Source organism: Novosphingobium sp. TK71 (genome assembly GCF_055361505.1).
Genome location: NZ_CM143962.1, coordinates 2119556 through 2134263, shown reverse-complemented (window position 1 = coordinate 2134263; position 14708 = coordinate 2119556). Strand labels below are relative to the sequence as shown.

Here is a 14708-nt window from a genome sequence, read left to right as displayed (position 1 = left end):
CGGGCATGTGTCGAGACGCCCGGGTGGGGAGAGAAGCAGGCATGGCGTCCGAAGCCGAGTTGATTCTGGTCATCGATGCGGGGACGACCTCGAACCGGGCCATGGTCTTCGCGCCTGACGGAGCCTTGCGGGCGCTGACCCAGCGGCAATTGACGCAGCACTATCCGCGCGCAGGCTGGGTCGAGCATGATGCCGAGGAAATCTGGCAGGGGGTGCTTGCCTGCGCCCGGCAGGCCGTGGCGCAAGTGGGCGGCGCGGCCCGGATCGCGGCGGTCGGCGTGACGAACCAGCGCGAAACGGTGGTTGCCTGGGACAAGAAGAGCGGCGCCCCGCTCGCCCGCGCTCTGGTCTGGCAGGACCGGCGCACCGAACCGGCCTGTGCGCAGCTGCGCCGGGACGGGCACGAGGCGGTGGTCCAGGCCCGCACCGGCCTGCTGCTCGATCCTTATTTTTCCGCCACGAAGATGCGCTGGCTGCTGGATGAAGTGCCTGAAGTCCGTGACGCGGCAGATGCCGGAAGGCTGGCTTTCGGAACCGTCGATTCATGGCTGTTGTTCCGCCTTACCGGCGGCGCGCACCTGACAGATGCCACCAATGCCAGCCGCACCGCGCTTTTGCCGCTTGAGGGCGCTTGCTGGGACGAGGCGCTATGCGACTTGTTCGGGGTGCCGCGCGCGGCCCTTCCCGAAGTCTGCGACAGCGCGGGAGACTTGGCCATGGTTGAGGCGCAGTGGTTCGGCGCGGCCGTACCCGTCACCGGGATCGCGGGCGATCAGCAGGCGGCAACGCTGGGGCAGGGCTGCCTTGCCCCCGGCGCGACCAAGGCGACTTACGGCACCGGTGCTTTCGTGCTGGCGAACATGGGCGACAAAGTGCCTGCCTCGCGTCACCGCCTCCTGGCGACAGTGCTGTGCCAACTTGGCGGCGTGCGGACTTATGCGCTCGAAGGTTCGGTCTTCGTGGCGGGTAGCCTTGTGCAATGGCTTCGCGACAGTCTCGGCCTGGTCGATGCTGCGGCCGAAACCGAAGTTCTCGCCCGCTCGGTGCCGGATTGTGGCGGCGTGGTCATCGTACCGGCGCTGTCGGGATTGGGGGCGCCGCACTGGCGGGCGGAGGCGCGGGCTTCTATCACCGGGCTCTCCTTTGCCAGTTCGCGCGCGCATCTGGCCCGTGCGGCGCTGGAGGCCATGGCGATGCAGACCCGCGACCTTGCCGAAGCGTTCGCCGCAGACGGTGCGCGCTGGACTTCGCTCAGGATCGATGGCGGCATGAGCGCAAACGACTGGATGGCGCAGGATATTGCCGATGTGCTCGACCTCACGGTGGAGCGTCCGGAATTCGTCGAAACCACTGCGCTTGGTGCTGCGGTGCTGGCTGCGCACGGCGCGGGGCTGTTCCCGTCGTTGGAGGCAGCGGTAGAGGCCATGGGCGGAAAGCGCCGGGCATTTTCGCCCGATATGGCGGGAGCGGTGCGCGACGAGCGCGTCAGGTTGTGGGAAAAGGCGCTGGCTTCGGTTTGAGCGTATCGGCGAGCCGGCGTTCGATCCGTTCGCGCAGGCGCTCGATCCCGCTGGGCTCGGCCTCTTCGGTGAGCCGCCAGCGCTGGTCCAGCCTCATGAGCCGGTCGTAGAACCGGCGGGTCGTTTCCACCAGTTCGGCAACCTGCGGTTCGAGCAGGGCGAGCTGGGCGGGTTCGGAGTTGCGCAGCATGGACGAAAGCCGGCCATGGCGGCGAAGCTGGAATTCGGTAAGTTCGCCCATGAAGTACGCCCGGTGGTTCAGCAGCCAGGCAATCGCGTGCATCATGCGGGTGGTGGTGCGCAGGCCCTCGCTCGAGAGCGCGACACGGGCGAGATCCTCTTCCGCCATCGAGCCTTCAAGGCGGCGCGCCAGCGTGAAGGCGTGGCGCACCTCGTCCGAAAGCACCAACGCCTCGCAATAGAGCGCCTCGACGATGCGCGGGTTTATGGTCGCGGAATTGGGCATCGGCATTCATATTTCGGAACAGCGAGTCCCGGGCAACTGGCCGAATGCCATTTTCCGAAGCAAATCCGGGCGTTGTCCCCGTTCGGCACGCTTTTCCGAACCTGGCGTCCGGTTCGCCTTGTCGTGATTGTGCCAGTCAGGCGATGATGTCGGGGATCAGATAATCTTCGATCACCGAAATCTGGTCCTTGAGCCTGAGCTTGCGCTTCTTGAGGCGGGCGATCTGCATCTGGTCGCCGGCACCAGCGGCGTTCAGCGCATCGATCGCGGCATCGAGATCGCGGTGTTCAATCCTGAGAATTTCCAGGCGCTTGCGCATTTCCTCTTCGGTCACGCCGGAATTCCCTGTCATCGAATGGCTGTCATCATTGCGTCTTTCGCCGCCTCCCGCTTGACGCAGCAGGCGTGCGATTCACCGATATGTAGCATTAGCGGTCTTCGCAAGATGGGCAGGATGTGGTTCCATCCTTTTTGCGCCGCATCGATGATGCCGAGTCGCCAACAATGGTCGCCGGCAAGGATACGGCCCACCCCCCGGAAAAGAGGAGAACCGTCCATGGATAGTTCGCACGTCAGCGCCTTGCAGCTCAAACATGCCGGAATCGAAAGACAGATTCATGACGAGTTGAGCCGACCCATGCCTGACGCCGTCATGATCCAGGCCCTCAAGAAGCGAAAGCTGAAGCTGAAGGAAGAACTCTTGCGTCATTGAGCCGGCGCGTCCCCCACGGGTCTGCCTGAAGGGACCGGGCGCCGCTCCAGAGGTGCCCCCGGTGCGTCGACGCATCGGGGGTGCTGCGCAAATGGGGGGATGCTGCGCGAATGATCGCCGGAGCGCGGGCTTGATCGCTGTGCGCGCCAAGGCGAACTAACTGATCTTTTAACCGCACGCTGCGTTCCCAAAGCGGACTCTTTGGGTTACTCGGGTTGCCATGACCAGCGGAGCCGTAGAAGCAGCACGAAACATCCTCACCCGCCTCCATGAGGTCATGGCGTCGCGCAACCACGCGCAAGCCAAGCTGAATACCGTGGTGGAAGTGATCGGCGAATGCCTCAACAGCGAGGTCTGTTCGATCTATCTCCTGCGCGAGGGGATGCTGGAACTTTTCGCCACGCGCGGCCTGGCCCAGGAAGCCGTCCACGTTACCCGCATGGCCATAGGCGAAGGCCTTGTTGGCATGATCGGGGAACGGATCGAGACGCTCAACCTCGCCGAAGCCGCCACTCATCCGGACTTTTCCTATCGCCCGGAAACCGGGGAAGACCGTTTCCACTCCTTCGCAGGCGTGCCGATCGTGCGGCGCGAACGCGCCGTGGGCGTGCTCTGCGTCCAGCACGTAGAGCCGCGCCGCTACGAGGAAGTGGAGATCGAGGCGCTTCAGACCGTCGCCATGGTCCTGTCCGAAGTCATCACCAATGCCGACCTCATCGACGAGGTGGATGTTCATGCCCTCGGCTCCGCGCAGACGGGGCCGGAGCAATTGCGTGGGCTCACGCTGGTGAAAGGTCTTGCCTCGGGACAGGCCGTCTATCATCAGCCGCGCGTCAATATCGAGCATGTCGTTGCCGAGGATACCGAGGCGGAGCGGCAGCGCGTTATCCACGCCTTCGACAAGATGCGCGAACAGATCGACCGGATGGCCAGCCAGGCCGAATTCGGCATGGGGGGCGAGCATGAGGAAGTGCTCGAAACCTACCGCATGTTCGCTTACGATGAAGGCTGGACCCGGCGGATCAACGAAGCCATCGATTCCGGCCTCACCGCAGAAGCCGCGATCGAGCGCGTGCAGCAGCGCACCCGCATGCGCATGCGCCAGATCGACGATCCGCTGCTGGCGGACCGCATGCACGATCTGGAGGATCTGGCGAACCGCCTGTTGCGGATCGTGTCCGGCCAGATGGGCACGGCTGCATCGATGGGCCTGCGGAACGACGCGATCCTGATCGCGCGCAATCTCGGCCCGGCCGAACTGCTCGAATACGACAAGCGCCGCCTCAAGGGCGTGATCCTGGAGGAAGGCTCGCTCACCAGCCATGTGGTGATCGTCGCGCGGGCCATGGGCATCCCGGTACTCGGCCGTGTGCGGGGCCTGCGCGGCGTGGTGAGGGAAGGCGACCAGCTCCTGCTCGATGCCGACCAGGCCAGCGCCATGGTGCGCCCTCCGGCCGGCGTGGTCGAGGCGTTCGAGGCCCGCTTCGCCAAGAGCCGGCAGCGCCAGGCGGCCTATGCCGCCCTGCGCGAAGTCCAGCCCACCACGCTGGACGGCACGCGCATCCAGGTGATGATAAACGCGGGGCTGCGCGACGATATCGCCAATCTCGCCATGACCGGGGCCGACGGCATCGGCCTGTTCCGCACCGAGTTCCAGTTCTTGGTATCGGCCACGCTACCCTCTCGCGAACGCCAGACCCGCCTGTACCGCGATGTCATGGAAGCGGCGGGTGACAAGCCGGTGAAGTTCCGCACGGTCGACATCGGCGGTGACAAGACGCTGCCCTACCTGCGCCACGACGACGGCGAGGGGGAGGAGAACCCGGCGATGGGCTGGCGCGCGCTGCGCGTTGCCCTCGAACGCGAGGGATTGCTCAAGGTGCAGGCCCGCGCGCTGCTTGAGGCGGCTGCCGGTCGCACGCTTCATGTCATGTTCCCGCTGGTGGCCGAACCCTGGGAATTCGACCAGGCCAAGGCCGTATTCGAAAAGCAGCTCGCCTACTTGCGCGGCCAGAAGAAGCTGCTGCCCGAGGCGATCCACTACGGCATCATGCTGGAAGTGCCTGCGCTGGCCGAGCAACTCGATCTCTTGGCGCCGAAGATATCGTTCCTGTCGATCGGGACCAACGATCTCACGCAGTTCCTCTTCGCGGCCGACCGGTCGAACCCCAAGCTGGCCGAGCGCTATGACTGGCTGAGCCCGGCGATCCTGCGCTTCCTGCGGCGCGTTGTGCGCAGCCTTGAAGGGCATGACGTGGAAATTGCGGTCTGCGGCGAAATGGGCGGGCGCCGGCTGGAAGCTCTCGCGCTGCTGGGGCTGGGAATCAGGCGCCTTTCGATCACGCCGGCCTCGGTCGGGCCCACCAAGGACCTCGTCGCGAAGGTCAATCTCGCGGAGATCAGCGCGGCGATGGAGCAATGGCTTGCCGCGCCGCCAGCGGACATGCGCGCGACGCTCACGGCCTGGGCTGTGGAGCGGGATATCCCGGTGGACTGAACGGAGCCGTGGATCGAACGGGGCAGCAGGCTGATCCCACGGGATTTTGCACCGTGGTGCGATTGACACGAAGGAGTCTTGCGGGAATGCTACTCGCCGTACACGGGGTCGCATCCACCGCAAAAAATTCGAACAATCGCCCGCGTCGTGATTGACTTTGGATTCTCGCGCGGTTTGGTAGATTCCGTTCATCATCAGATTTACCAGTCCCTTCGGGAGCGGAATGGAACACGTTGAAAATCAGGGCCCGTCCGAAGGTTTGGCCAGTGTCTCGGCCGGCGGCTCGGCGTCCACCGTCGGTGCGACCTTGCGCAAGGCGCGCGAAGCCAAGGGCCTGAGCCTTCCTGACATCGCCGCGCAGACCCGCATCGCCGAGCGTCATCTTGCCGCGATCGAGGAAGATCGGCTGGGTGACCTTGCCGCACGGACTTATGCGGTGGGCTTCTCCCGCACATATGCCCGCGCGCTCGGGCTCGATGACAAGGCCATTGCGGAGCAGGTGCGCCGGCAGCTTGATGCTGAAGGACACAGTCGCGAACCGGTCATGGTTCCGCATTTCGAGCCGGGCGATCCCGCGCGCGTGCCTTCGGTGCGCCTCGCCTGGGTGGCCGCCGCCGGGGCGCTGGTGGTCATCGTGCTGCTGCTGGTGTTCTGGAGCAGCTATCTCGCGCCTGAAGGCAAGTTGCCCGACCTGATCTCCGATGCGCCCAAGCCTGCTCCGAGCGCAGTCGTGGCCGCGAAGCCCGCTGCGCCTGCGGTGCAGCCCACCAACGGTCCGGTGGTGCTAGCTGCCACGGTCGAGGGCGTCTGGCTGCGTGTCACCGATGCCAAGGGCAAGCTGGTGGAGAAGGTGCTGAAGCAGGGTGAAACCTGGACCGTGCCCGAGGGCGCGCAGGCTCCGCAGCTTCGTACCGGCCGTCCCGATGGGCTGGCGATCACGGTCGGCGGAAAGGCCATTCCGGCGCTCGCGGCCAAGCCGATGACGATGTCGGGTGTTTCGCTGGTTCCTGCCGACCTGCTGGCGCGTGGACAGGCCGGGGCGCCGGCAGGCGCAACCGGAATCGCCGCTCCAACGGCTGCGGTTCCCACTGCCGGGCCTACTGTCGGGCCGAATGCGGGACAGACTGCCGCGCCGCTTTCCACGACTTCCCAATAGGCCCGCCTCGACAAGGGGGCGGGGCTTGCGGCACATCGGTCGCAAGACAATTCTGGTTAACGAGCGGTTCTGTCGCGCCCCTGCATGGCGTGACGGAACGCGATGGGCGCGGGGCGCCCCGATACGGAGTAGACCTGGCGATGAATCGTTCCCTTGTGGCAATCCGCTCGATGCGCCTGGCCGCGACGAGTGCCGTTGCTTTGGCGCTGGTCGGCATGAGCCTGCCGGCCCAGGCCCAGGAATCCACGGATTCCCGCCTCAAGAAGGTGGAGTCCGAGGTTCGCGCACTTCAGCGCAAGGTGTTCCCGGGCGGAGACGGCAAGTTCTTCCAGCCTGAAATCACGCCCGGCACGCCGGTGCCTGCCCCGGCACCGGGCCAGCCCGCGACCACGCCGGTCAGCGATATTCTTCTGCGCATGGATTCGATCGAGGCGCAGATCCGCGGTCTGACCTCGCAGGTCGAACAGAACACCAACCGCATCAACCAGATTGAGGCGCGCCTTGCCGCAGGTGTGCCGGCTCCGGCGCCTCTGTCGGGGGGCCCTGCCGCGCAGTCCAATCTCAATGCGATGAGCGGCGGGGCCAGCCCCGCGCCGACTTCGACGACTCCTGCCGCGCAGCCCTCCACGCCGCGTCCGGCGGCACCGTCGAACTCGCGGATCGAGGCGGTGAAGGCTATCGTGAAGCCGCAGTCCGCCGATCCGGGCGATGACGAGTACAGCTACGGCTTCCGTCTCTGGGAAGCGAAGTTCTATCCCGAAGCACAGCAGCAGCTGAAGCTCTACCTTGAAAAGTACCCGCGTCATGCCCGCGCGAGCTGGGGCCGCAACCTGCTGGGCCGTGCCTATCTCGATGACGGCAACCCTCTGGAGGCCGCCAAGTGGTTCGTCCAGAACTACCAGACCGACAAGCGGGGCGATCGTGCGCCTGACAGCCTGCTCTATCTCGCCGTGTCGATGAAGCAGCTCAAGGACAACAAGCGGGCCTGCATCGCTCTCGCCGAGTTCAGCGAGACTTACGCCAGCGAGGCCGCCGGTCGCCTGAAGGGCACGTACGATTCCACGCGCAATGGACTTGGCTGCGCCTGACCCGATGCTGATGCCGACGCCCGAAGCCGTTGCACGGTTTCGGGCGGGGCTGGCTGCGATCTGGGGCGAAGCGATCGATGAGCCGCGGGCGCGGCTTGCGGTTGCGGTTTCCGGCGGGCCGGACAGTACGGCCTTGCTGCTGCTGGCGCAGGCCGCCTTGCCCGGCCGGATCGAGGCCGCAACCGTCGACCATCAGCTTCGCGCTGCGAGCGCGGCGGAAGCTGCGGCGGTCGCAGCGCTCTGCGCCCGGCTCGGCGTGGCTCATGCAACGTTGCAGGTTGAGGTTTCGCCCGGCAACGTACAGGCCGAGGCCCGCGCCGCCCGCTATGCGGCCATGGCGGAATGGATCGCGGAGCGCGGTCTCGCCGCGCTCACGACCGCGCATCATGCCGACGATCAGGCCGAGACCCTGCTTATGCGCCTCAACCGGGCGAGCGGGGTCAGCGGCCTTGCCGGAACGCGCGGGCGGGGGCAGGTGCCGGGAACCGCCATTCCCCTGCTGCGCCCGGTACTGGGCTGGCGGCGGGAGGAACTGGCCGAGGTGGTAGCGGCCGCGGGCGTCGTTCCGGCGGAAGACCCCAGCAATGCCAACGACCGGTTCGACCGCGTGCGCATCCGCAAGGCGCTTGCTTCGGCCGACTGGCTGGACGTTGCCGCCATTGCCCAGAGCGCGGAACATCTTGCCGAGGCCGATGCTGCGCTGGATTGGATGGCGGCACTGGAATGGCGGTCCTGCATCACCCGAGAGCCCATGGGACTGCGCTACCGCCCGCAGGCGCCGCGCGCGGTGGTCCTGCGCGTGCTGGCGCGCTGCGTGGTCGAACTTGGCGGCGAGGAGCCGCGCGGAAGCGCGGTGGCGCGCTTGCTGGCAAGCTTGCAGGAAGGGCGGCCCGCCTCGATCGGAGAACTGGTCGTGCGGCCCAATGCCGGCGGCTGGAGTTTTGCGAAGGCGCCCGTTCGGGCAGCGAAGAGAACCCGGCCGGTGAAGAGCGAGGGTTAGGTTTCCGGTCAGCGAGTGCCGGTGACGCGAAGGATGCCTTAGCCGCCGACCAGGTTGTCTCCAAGCCCGACCTGCTTTCCACGGGTGATGTAGACCTTGTCGCCGATCTTCGTCGTCGCGAAAAGCTTGGCGGCGAAATCCTCGGGCATTCCCACGCAGCCATGGCTGGCATAGCCCAGTTCGACCTTGGAGCCGTGAAGGGTGATGCCGTCGTCGGTCAGGCGCTGCATGTAAGGCATCGGCGCGCCGGTGTAGATGTTGGAGACGTGGTCCTTGTCCTTCTGGGTGATCGGGAACACGCCGAGCGGGGTGGGCTTGTCCTCCGTGCCGAGCAGGACCGCGGTTGTGCCGATCTCGTAGCCGCCTCGGAAAACCGAGAGGACGCGTGCTTCGAGATCGACGGTGACGACGATGGGCCCGGCGGGAACTTTCGCCTCGTCCCAGTGCCATTCGCCATACTTGATCGGCCCTTCGATCGGCAGGATGTGCTTTATGACGAAGGGTTCGTCCCTGGCGGCAGGCGATGGGGACGGTACCGGTGGCGGAGTTACCGGTGCGGGCCGGGCAACGACAGGGGCAGGCGTGTGGTCACGGGCTGTCTGGCGCGAGGTGATGATGAACACGCCCACGATCACGGCGATGGCCAGCAGGCCCGAGGTGAGCAGAAGGCGGGGTGTCACCTGGCGGGAAATCCTGTGGTTGAGGCGCTTGTCACGTCGTTATCATCGCGCAGGAGGTGGGCGAGCGCCAGTGCGGCTTCAGCGGTGTCCCGCAAGGGGACTTGGCCGGGCTGAAAGTTAACGCGGGGAAGGCGTCATTCCGGGCCGGGCGCGGCGATCCCGGAGCGGAGGATCGAATTCGCCAGATCGGCCAGTTCCTCCGGCGTACCGTCGTTTGACCATACGGCATAGCGCAGACCGAGAAACACATTCATGCCCATGATCGCCCAGGCATGGGCTTCCCCAAGACCTTCGCGCAATTCCCCCTTGCTTGCACCGTCGGCGAGTCGTTCGCGGATGCGGCGGGCGGTCGATTCGTAGTGGATGCGGAAACTGGCGGGATCGACGAATTCGCTCTCGTCGATGATCCGGTAGATTTCCTTGTGTTCGCGGGCAAAGCGCAGGAACGCGGTCAACGCCGCCTTTTCCGCTTCCAGCGCAGGCATCGGCTCGGCAAGCGCTTCGCGCGCGGCCTGCCGGACCTTGCTGCTGAGGTCGTCCACCAGCGCGCGGAAGATTTCATCCTTTGAATCGAAGTACGTATAGAAACTGCCGAGCGCCGTGCCCGCCCGTTTGGTGATCCCGGTTATCGAGGCTTCGTGAAAGCCGCGTTCGCCGAACTCCACGGCGGCCGCATCCAGCAGCTTGCGCAAGGTTCGCCGGCCCCGTTCGGTACGCGGCACTTTGGCCGAGATCGCCGGTTCGCGCCCCGCATCCTGCCGGCGGGATTCTTCCCTGGGTTCGGGCAGAGGGGGCTGGGTGTCATCTGTGATCACAAGAGCACAGCTAGACCCAGATCGGCAGCTTGGCAAACCTTCAATGTTGAAACACGGTTCAACTTTCAATATCAGGGGCGGACAACAACAAGGTTCATTGGGAGTAACGGGGATGCAGCAGGTGCGATTCCGCAGCATGGGTTCGAGTTGTCTGGCGCTGGCCGCCGCGATCGGCGTTGCCGTTCCCGCCCTGGCTCAGGAGCAGGGGCGTCAGTCGGCCGAGGCATCCCGTTCCGGCGAGGAAGTGAGCGTGGGCGAGATCGTCGTCACCGCGCGCCGCCGTGAGGAGCGCCTCGTCGATGTGCCGATCGCCGTGACCAGCTTCAGCGGGGAGCAGCTTGCGAAGTCCGGCGCGATCGACATCACCGACATTGCCCAGTCCACCCCGAACGTGACACTGGAAGTTTCGCGCGGCACCAATTCCACGCTTTCCGCCTTCATTCGCGGCATCGGCCAGCAGGACCCCGTCTCGGGCTTCGAGCAGGGCGTGGGCATCTATCTCGACGACGTATACCTGAACCGCCCCCAGGCCGCCGTGCTCGACATCTACGATGTGGAACGGATCGAGGTGCTGCGCGGACCGCAGGGCACGCTTTACGGCCGCAACACCATCGGCGGCGCGGTGAAGTATGTGACGAAGTCGCTCCCGGACCGGTTCTCGCTCAAGCTTCGCGGCACTTACGGAACGTATGACCAGGCGGACGGCGTGCTGACCGTTTCCGCTCCGATCACGGATATCCTGCGGGTCGGTGGATCGGTGGCGCGCCTGTCGCGCGGCGGTTTCGGCAAGAACCTGACCACCGGCGAGGACAACTACAACAAGGATATCTGGGCCGGACGCGGCACTGTGGAGATCGGCGGCAACGGCCAGCCGGTCCTGATCCGTATTTCGGGCGACTACACGCGCGACAAGTCCAATTCACGGGGCGGTCACCGGTTGATCCCTGCCCTGGTCTCGGGCACGCCGGTGCTTGACGATGTGTTCGACAGCCAGGGTGGCCTCGACGATCCCCGGCAGGACGTGAAAGCCTATGGCCTTGCCGTCAACGCCAGTGCCGAACTGACCGATGCCCTGACGTTCCGCTCGATCAGTGCCTGGCGCAAGGACAAGAGCGCTTCGCCGATCGATTTCGATGCGCTGCCCGCCGTCGATGTCGATGTGCCGGCGTTCTACAACAACGAGCAGATCAGCCAGGAATTCCAGCTGCTTTATGATAACGGCGGCTGGCTCCAGGGCATGATCGGCGGCTATTATCTCGCGGCCAAGGCCGATACCGCCTTCGATGTGCGACTTTTCACCACGCTGAACGGGCTTACCGCCTATACCCAGGCCGATGTCGATACCGATACCTGGGCGGTCTTCGGTGACTTCACGTTCGACTTCACCGACCAGCTCAGCCTCGCGGTGGGTGGGCGCTACACCTGGGACCAGCGCAAGGCGCAGATCCTCCGTCAGAACTATCTCGGCGGCGGATCGCCCGTGTTCGGCGGGCTTGGCGTGCCGTTCGGGGCGCCGAGCACGGACTTTTCGGGCAAGGCGACCTTCAAGAAGTTCACGCCGCGCGCCTCGCTCAGCTTCAAGCCGACGCCCGACCACAACCTCTACGCCAGCTTTTCGCAAGGCTTCAAGGGCGGCGGCTTCGATCCGCGCGGTGTCGGCGTGAACGCGCCGACCACCAACCCCAGCGGCATTCCGAGCGATGCTGAGATCGCCAGCTACCTCAGCTTCAAGCCGGAATCGGTCGATAGCTATGAGCTTGGCTACAAGGGCAACCTGTTCGGCGGCGGCCTCTATATTGCGCTGGCGGCGTTCCACATGGACTACAAGGACGTCCAGGTTCCCGGATCGGCGGGCTGCACGGTGGGCGGGATCGCAACGTTCTGCGGTGTCATCACCAATGCCGGCAAGGCCAAGATCGACGGTATCGAACTGGAGGCGAATGCCCGTCTCGGCCAGAATCTGGCAAGTTCGGGCGACAGGGTGAACCTGTCGGGCTCGCTGGGTTACATCAATGCGCGCTACAAGGAATATATCACGCAGGTTCCCGGTGTCGGCCCGGTGGACGTTGCCGATGCCCGCAAGGTGCAGAACACCCCCAAGTGGAACGGCAGCGCGACGCTGGCCTATACCTCCCCGGTGGGCGATGGCGACGTTTCGCTGAACACCACGCTGTCTTACCGCAGCAAGACCTACCAGTTCGAGATTCCCAATCCCTATATCGACCAGAAGGGCTATGTCCTGCTCGACGCCAGCCTCGTCTATACCGCTCCGGGCGGTCGCTGGAGCCTTGGCGTTCACGGCAAGAACATTTTGGACAAGGAATACAAGACCTCGGGCTATACCTTCGTCGGCACCGGCGCGGACGGCAGCCTGATCCCGACCCTGGGCAAGGAAGGAACCCTGACCGCGTTCTACGGCAACCCCCGGCAGGTCTTCGTGACCGGAACGCTGGAATTCTGATCGCGCCCGGCGGCCTCGGATTTCCCCGGTCTTGCGGGGAGACCGAGGCCACCCGTTCGGCCCGGCAGCGGTGAAAGGACTAGCTTTCGATGGAATATCGCCTCCACCGCTACCGCAGCGCCTGCGGGAGGCTCGATCTTGTCGCGCGCGACTATCCGGCGGCGGAGGCCGGGGCGCCGGTTCTGCTGATGATGCACGGCCTGACCCGCAACAGCGCGGATTTCGAGCCCTTGGCGAGGCATCTCGCCGGGCGCTACCGGCTGGTCGTGCCGGACCAGCGGGGCCGCGGGCTTTCGCAGTGGGACCCCGATCCCGCGCAGTACCGGCCCGACGTCTATGCACAGGATATGCTGGCGCTGCTTGGCGGGCTCGGCATTGCGCGGGCCTGCCTTGTCGGCACTTCGATGGGCGGGCTCATGGCCATGGTGATGAACGCGCTGCGGCCCGGGCTCGCCAGCGGATTCGTGTTCAACGACATCGGTCCGGTCCTCGATTCTGCGGGACTTGCGCGGATACAGGGCTATGTCGGGCCGGGCGGGGCGATGGCTTCGTGGAAAGAGGCGGCGGCGCGGTGCAGGGCGATCAACGCGGTGGCCTTCCCCGATTTCGGCGGCGGGGACTGGCTGGCCTTCGCCCGGCGCACTTGCCGGGAGAATCCCGGGGGGACCGTCTCGTTCGACTATGATCCCGCCATTTCCAGAAGCATGGACGGTGACACCCCGCCAACCGTGCCGCCGGACCTCTGGCCCTTGTGGGACCTGCTGGGCGCCGCGCCGGTGCTGGTGGTGCGGGGGGCGCTGTCCGACCTGCTCGGAATGGAAACCGTCCGCGAGATGGCGCGCCGTCACTCCGGCCCTTATGCCCATGTCGAGGTGCCGCGCGTCGGCCATGCCCCGATCCTCGACGAGTTGCCCGCACTGGCTGCAATCTCGGCGTTTCTCAAGGAATACGTAAGCTGACATGAGCGGCACAGAACACGGCCAGAACGGCACCGAAACGGTACACAAGTCAACCTCGCCCCGGCTGGTGCTGGCGATGCTGCTTCTGGTCTACATCTTCAATTTCGTGGACCGCCAGATCCTCGCCATCCTTGCCGCGCCGATCCAGAAGGAGCTTGCGCTCGACGATGCGCAGATGGGCATGCTGGGAGGTCTCGCCTTCGCCATGCTCTATTCCACGCTGGGGGTTCCGCTTGCCTGGCTTGCCGATCGGACCAGCCGGTCGTGGGTCATCACCGGTTCGCTGGTGATCTGGAGCCTGTTCACCGCGCTGTGCGGTGCGGCCACCGGGTTCTGGCATATCTTCCTTGCCCGGCTGGGCGTGGGCGTGGGCGAGGCTGGCGGCGTTGCGCCGTCCTATGCGGTGATCGGCGATCATTTCCCGAGCGAGCGGCGGGCTTTCGCGCTTTCGGTCTATTCGCTGGGCATTCCGCTGGGATCGGCGGCGGGCGTGCTGGCGGGCGGCTATGTTGCCGCGCGGGTGGACTGGCGGGCGGCCTTCGTCGCCGTTGGGCTGGCCGGACTGCTGATCGCGCCGCTGTTCAGGATGGTGGTCAGGGACAAGCCCCGTCCCGCCCGCGCCGCGCCCGCCGTTCGTTTCGGCGAAGTGGCCGCGCTGCTCGTGCGCAAGCGGGCGTTCTGGTTGCTGAGCTTCGGCGCCGCTTCCAGTTCGATGCTGGGCTACGGCCTAGCCTTCTGGCTGCCGAGCCTGCTCCAGCGCAGTTTCGGGCTCGATCTCGTGCAGACATCGTGGTTCATCGGCGCGGTCCTGCTGATAGGGGGGACGGTGGGCGTGCTTGCGGGCGGCCTGCTGGCGGATCGTCTCGGCAAGGCCGACCGCGCCTGGTACGGCCGGGTTCCGGCCCTGGCCTATGTCGTTGCGGTGCCGCTTTTCGCGGGCGGAATCTGGACGTCCAGCGTGGCGCTTGCCTTCGCATTGTTCATCGTCCCGCAGGCGCTCGCCTATGTCTGGCTCGGCCCGGTGACGAGCGCGGTCCAGCACCTTGTCGAGCCGCCCGCCCGGGCGACTGCCTCGGCGCTGTTCCTGCTGATCAACAACCTGATCGGCCTTGGCGGCGGCATCTACGCGCTGGGTGCGCTGTCGAAGACGCTGGCACCGGTTTATGGAGCAGAATCGCTGCGTTATTCCATGCTGCTGGGGCTTGGCCTCTACCTGCTGGCGGCAATGCTCATGAGCCTGGCCGGACCGGCGCTGCGGCGGGAATGGGTCGCCGAGAACTAGGGCACCGGGCGGGATCGCCCGCAGGTTTCCGCGCAAGCCGGAGCGGCCGGTTCGCAGGCCGCTCTAATTTTT

At 65.8% G+C, this 14708-nt stretch carries 13 protein-coding genes; 9 read left to right on the top strand and 4 right to left on the bottom strand.

Annotation, left to right across the window (positions count from 1 at the left end; translation table 11 throughout):
- The first annotated feature begins 41 nt into the window (after positions 1-41).
- Complete coding sequence (gene glpK, locus ACXJ16_RS09775; protein WP_324698282.1) at positions 42-1520, top strand: glycerol kinase GlpK; 1479 nt, start codon at positions 42-44, stop codon at positions 1518-1520.
- Here glpK and ACXJ16_RS09770 read toward each other — a convergent pair.
- Together ACXJ16_RS09770 and ACXJ16_RS09765 are read right to left on the bottom strand one after the other, a co-directional pair.
- Positions 1486-1986 (bottom strand): DUF1465 family protein, encoded by a 501-nt coding sequence (locus tag ACXJ16_RS09770; protein WP_054440131.1) that lies wholly within the window; start codon positions 1984-1986, stop codon positions 1486-1488. The genes glpK and ACXJ16_RS09770 overlap by 35 nt on opposite strands.
- A 136-nt stretch (positions 1987-2122) precedes the next feature.
- Positions 2123-2320 (bottom strand): YdcH family protein, encoded by a 198-nt coding sequence (locus ACXJ16_RS09765; protein WP_054440133.1) that lies wholly within the window; start codon positions 2318-2320, stop codon positions 2123-2125.
- 222 nt (positions 2321-2542) lie between these two features.
- Between ACXJ16_RS09765 and ACXJ16_RS09760 the strand changes: the two genes are divergently transcribed.
- From ACXJ16_RS09760 to tilS, 5 genes are all read left to right on the top strand, one after another.
- On the top strand, positions 2543-2698 hold the full coding sequence (locus ACXJ16_RS09760) for a DUF465 domain-containing protein (RefSeq protein ID WP_082370483.1): 156 nt from the start codon (positions 2543-2545) through the stop codon (positions 2696-2698).
- Positions 2699-2918: 220 nt separating this feature from the next.
- The gene (gene ptsP, locus ACXJ16_RS09755) at positions 2919-5195 is read left to right on the top strand and encodes a phosphoenolpyruvate--protein phosphotransferase (protein ID WP_054439983.1); all 2277 of its coding nucleotides are present in this window, start codon (positions 2919-2921) and stop codon (positions 5193-5195) included.
- 223 nt (positions 5196-5418) lie between these two features.
- On the top strand, positions 5419-6351 hold the full coding sequence (locus tag ACXJ16_RS09750; RefSeq protein WP_324698287.1) for a helix-turn-helix domain-containing protein: 933 nt from the start codon (positions 5419-5421) through the stop codon (positions 6349-6351).
- Positions 6352-6491: 140 nt separating this feature from the next.
- Positions 6492-7439 (top strand): tetratricopeptide repeat protein, encoded by a 948-nt coding sequence (locus ACXJ16_RS09745; protein ID WP_324698289.1) that lies wholly within the window; start codon positions 6492-6494, stop codon positions 7437-7439.
- The gene (gene tilS / locus ACXJ16_RS09740; RefSeq protein WP_324698291.1) at positions 7420-8439 is read left to right on the top strand and encodes a tRNA lysidine(34) synthetase TilS; all 1020 of its coding nucleotides are present in this window, start codon (positions 7420-7422) and stop codon (positions 8437-8439) included. The genes ACXJ16_RS09745 and tilS overlap by 20 nt, the downstream gene beginning before the upstream one ends.
- Before the next feature lie 38 nt (positions 8440-8477).
- On the opposite strand, the gene ACXJ16_RS09735 is transcribed toward tilS, so the two are convergent.
- Both ACXJ16_RS09735 and ACXJ16_RS09730 read right to left on the bottom strand, forming a co-directional pair.
- Entirely contained in the window at positions 8478-9119 is a 642-nt protein-coding gene (locus tag ACXJ16_RS09735; protein WP_054439992.1) for a L,D-transpeptidase family protein, read from the bottom strand.
- 134 nt (positions 9120-9253) lie between these two features.
- Positions 9254-9853: a TetR/AcrR family transcriptional regulator gene (locus ACXJ16_RS09730; protein ID WP_324699006.1), complete on the bottom strand. Its 600-nt coding sequence runs from the start codon at positions 9851-9853 to the stop codon at positions 9254-9256.
- Positions 9854-10046: 193 nt separating this feature from the next.
- Between ACXJ16_RS09730 and ACXJ16_RS09725 the strand changes: the two genes are divergently transcribed.
- From ACXJ16_RS09725 to ACXJ16_RS09715, 3 genes are all read left to right on the top strand, one after another.
- Positions 10047-12395, top strand: a complete 2349-nt coding sequence (locus ACXJ16_RS09725) for a TonB-dependent receptor (protein WP_443478121.1) — start codon at positions 10047-10049, stop codon at positions 12393-12395.
- Positions 12396-12484: 89 nt separating this feature from the next.
- Positions 12485-13354 carry an alpha/beta fold hydrolase gene (locus tag ACXJ16_RS09720; RefSeq protein WP_463920567.1) on the top strand — a complete coding sequence of 290 codons (870 nt, stop codon included), beginning with the start codon at positions 12485-12487 and terminating at the stop codon, positions 13352-13354.
- Position 13355: 1 nt separating this feature from the next.
- Positions 13356-14636: a spinster family MFS transporter gene (locus ACXJ16_RS09715; protein ID WP_463920565.1), complete on the top strand. Its 1281-nt coding sequence runs from the start codon at positions 13356-13358 to the stop codon at positions 14634-14636.
- The last annotated feature ends 72 nt before the right edge of the window (positions 14637-14708 follow it).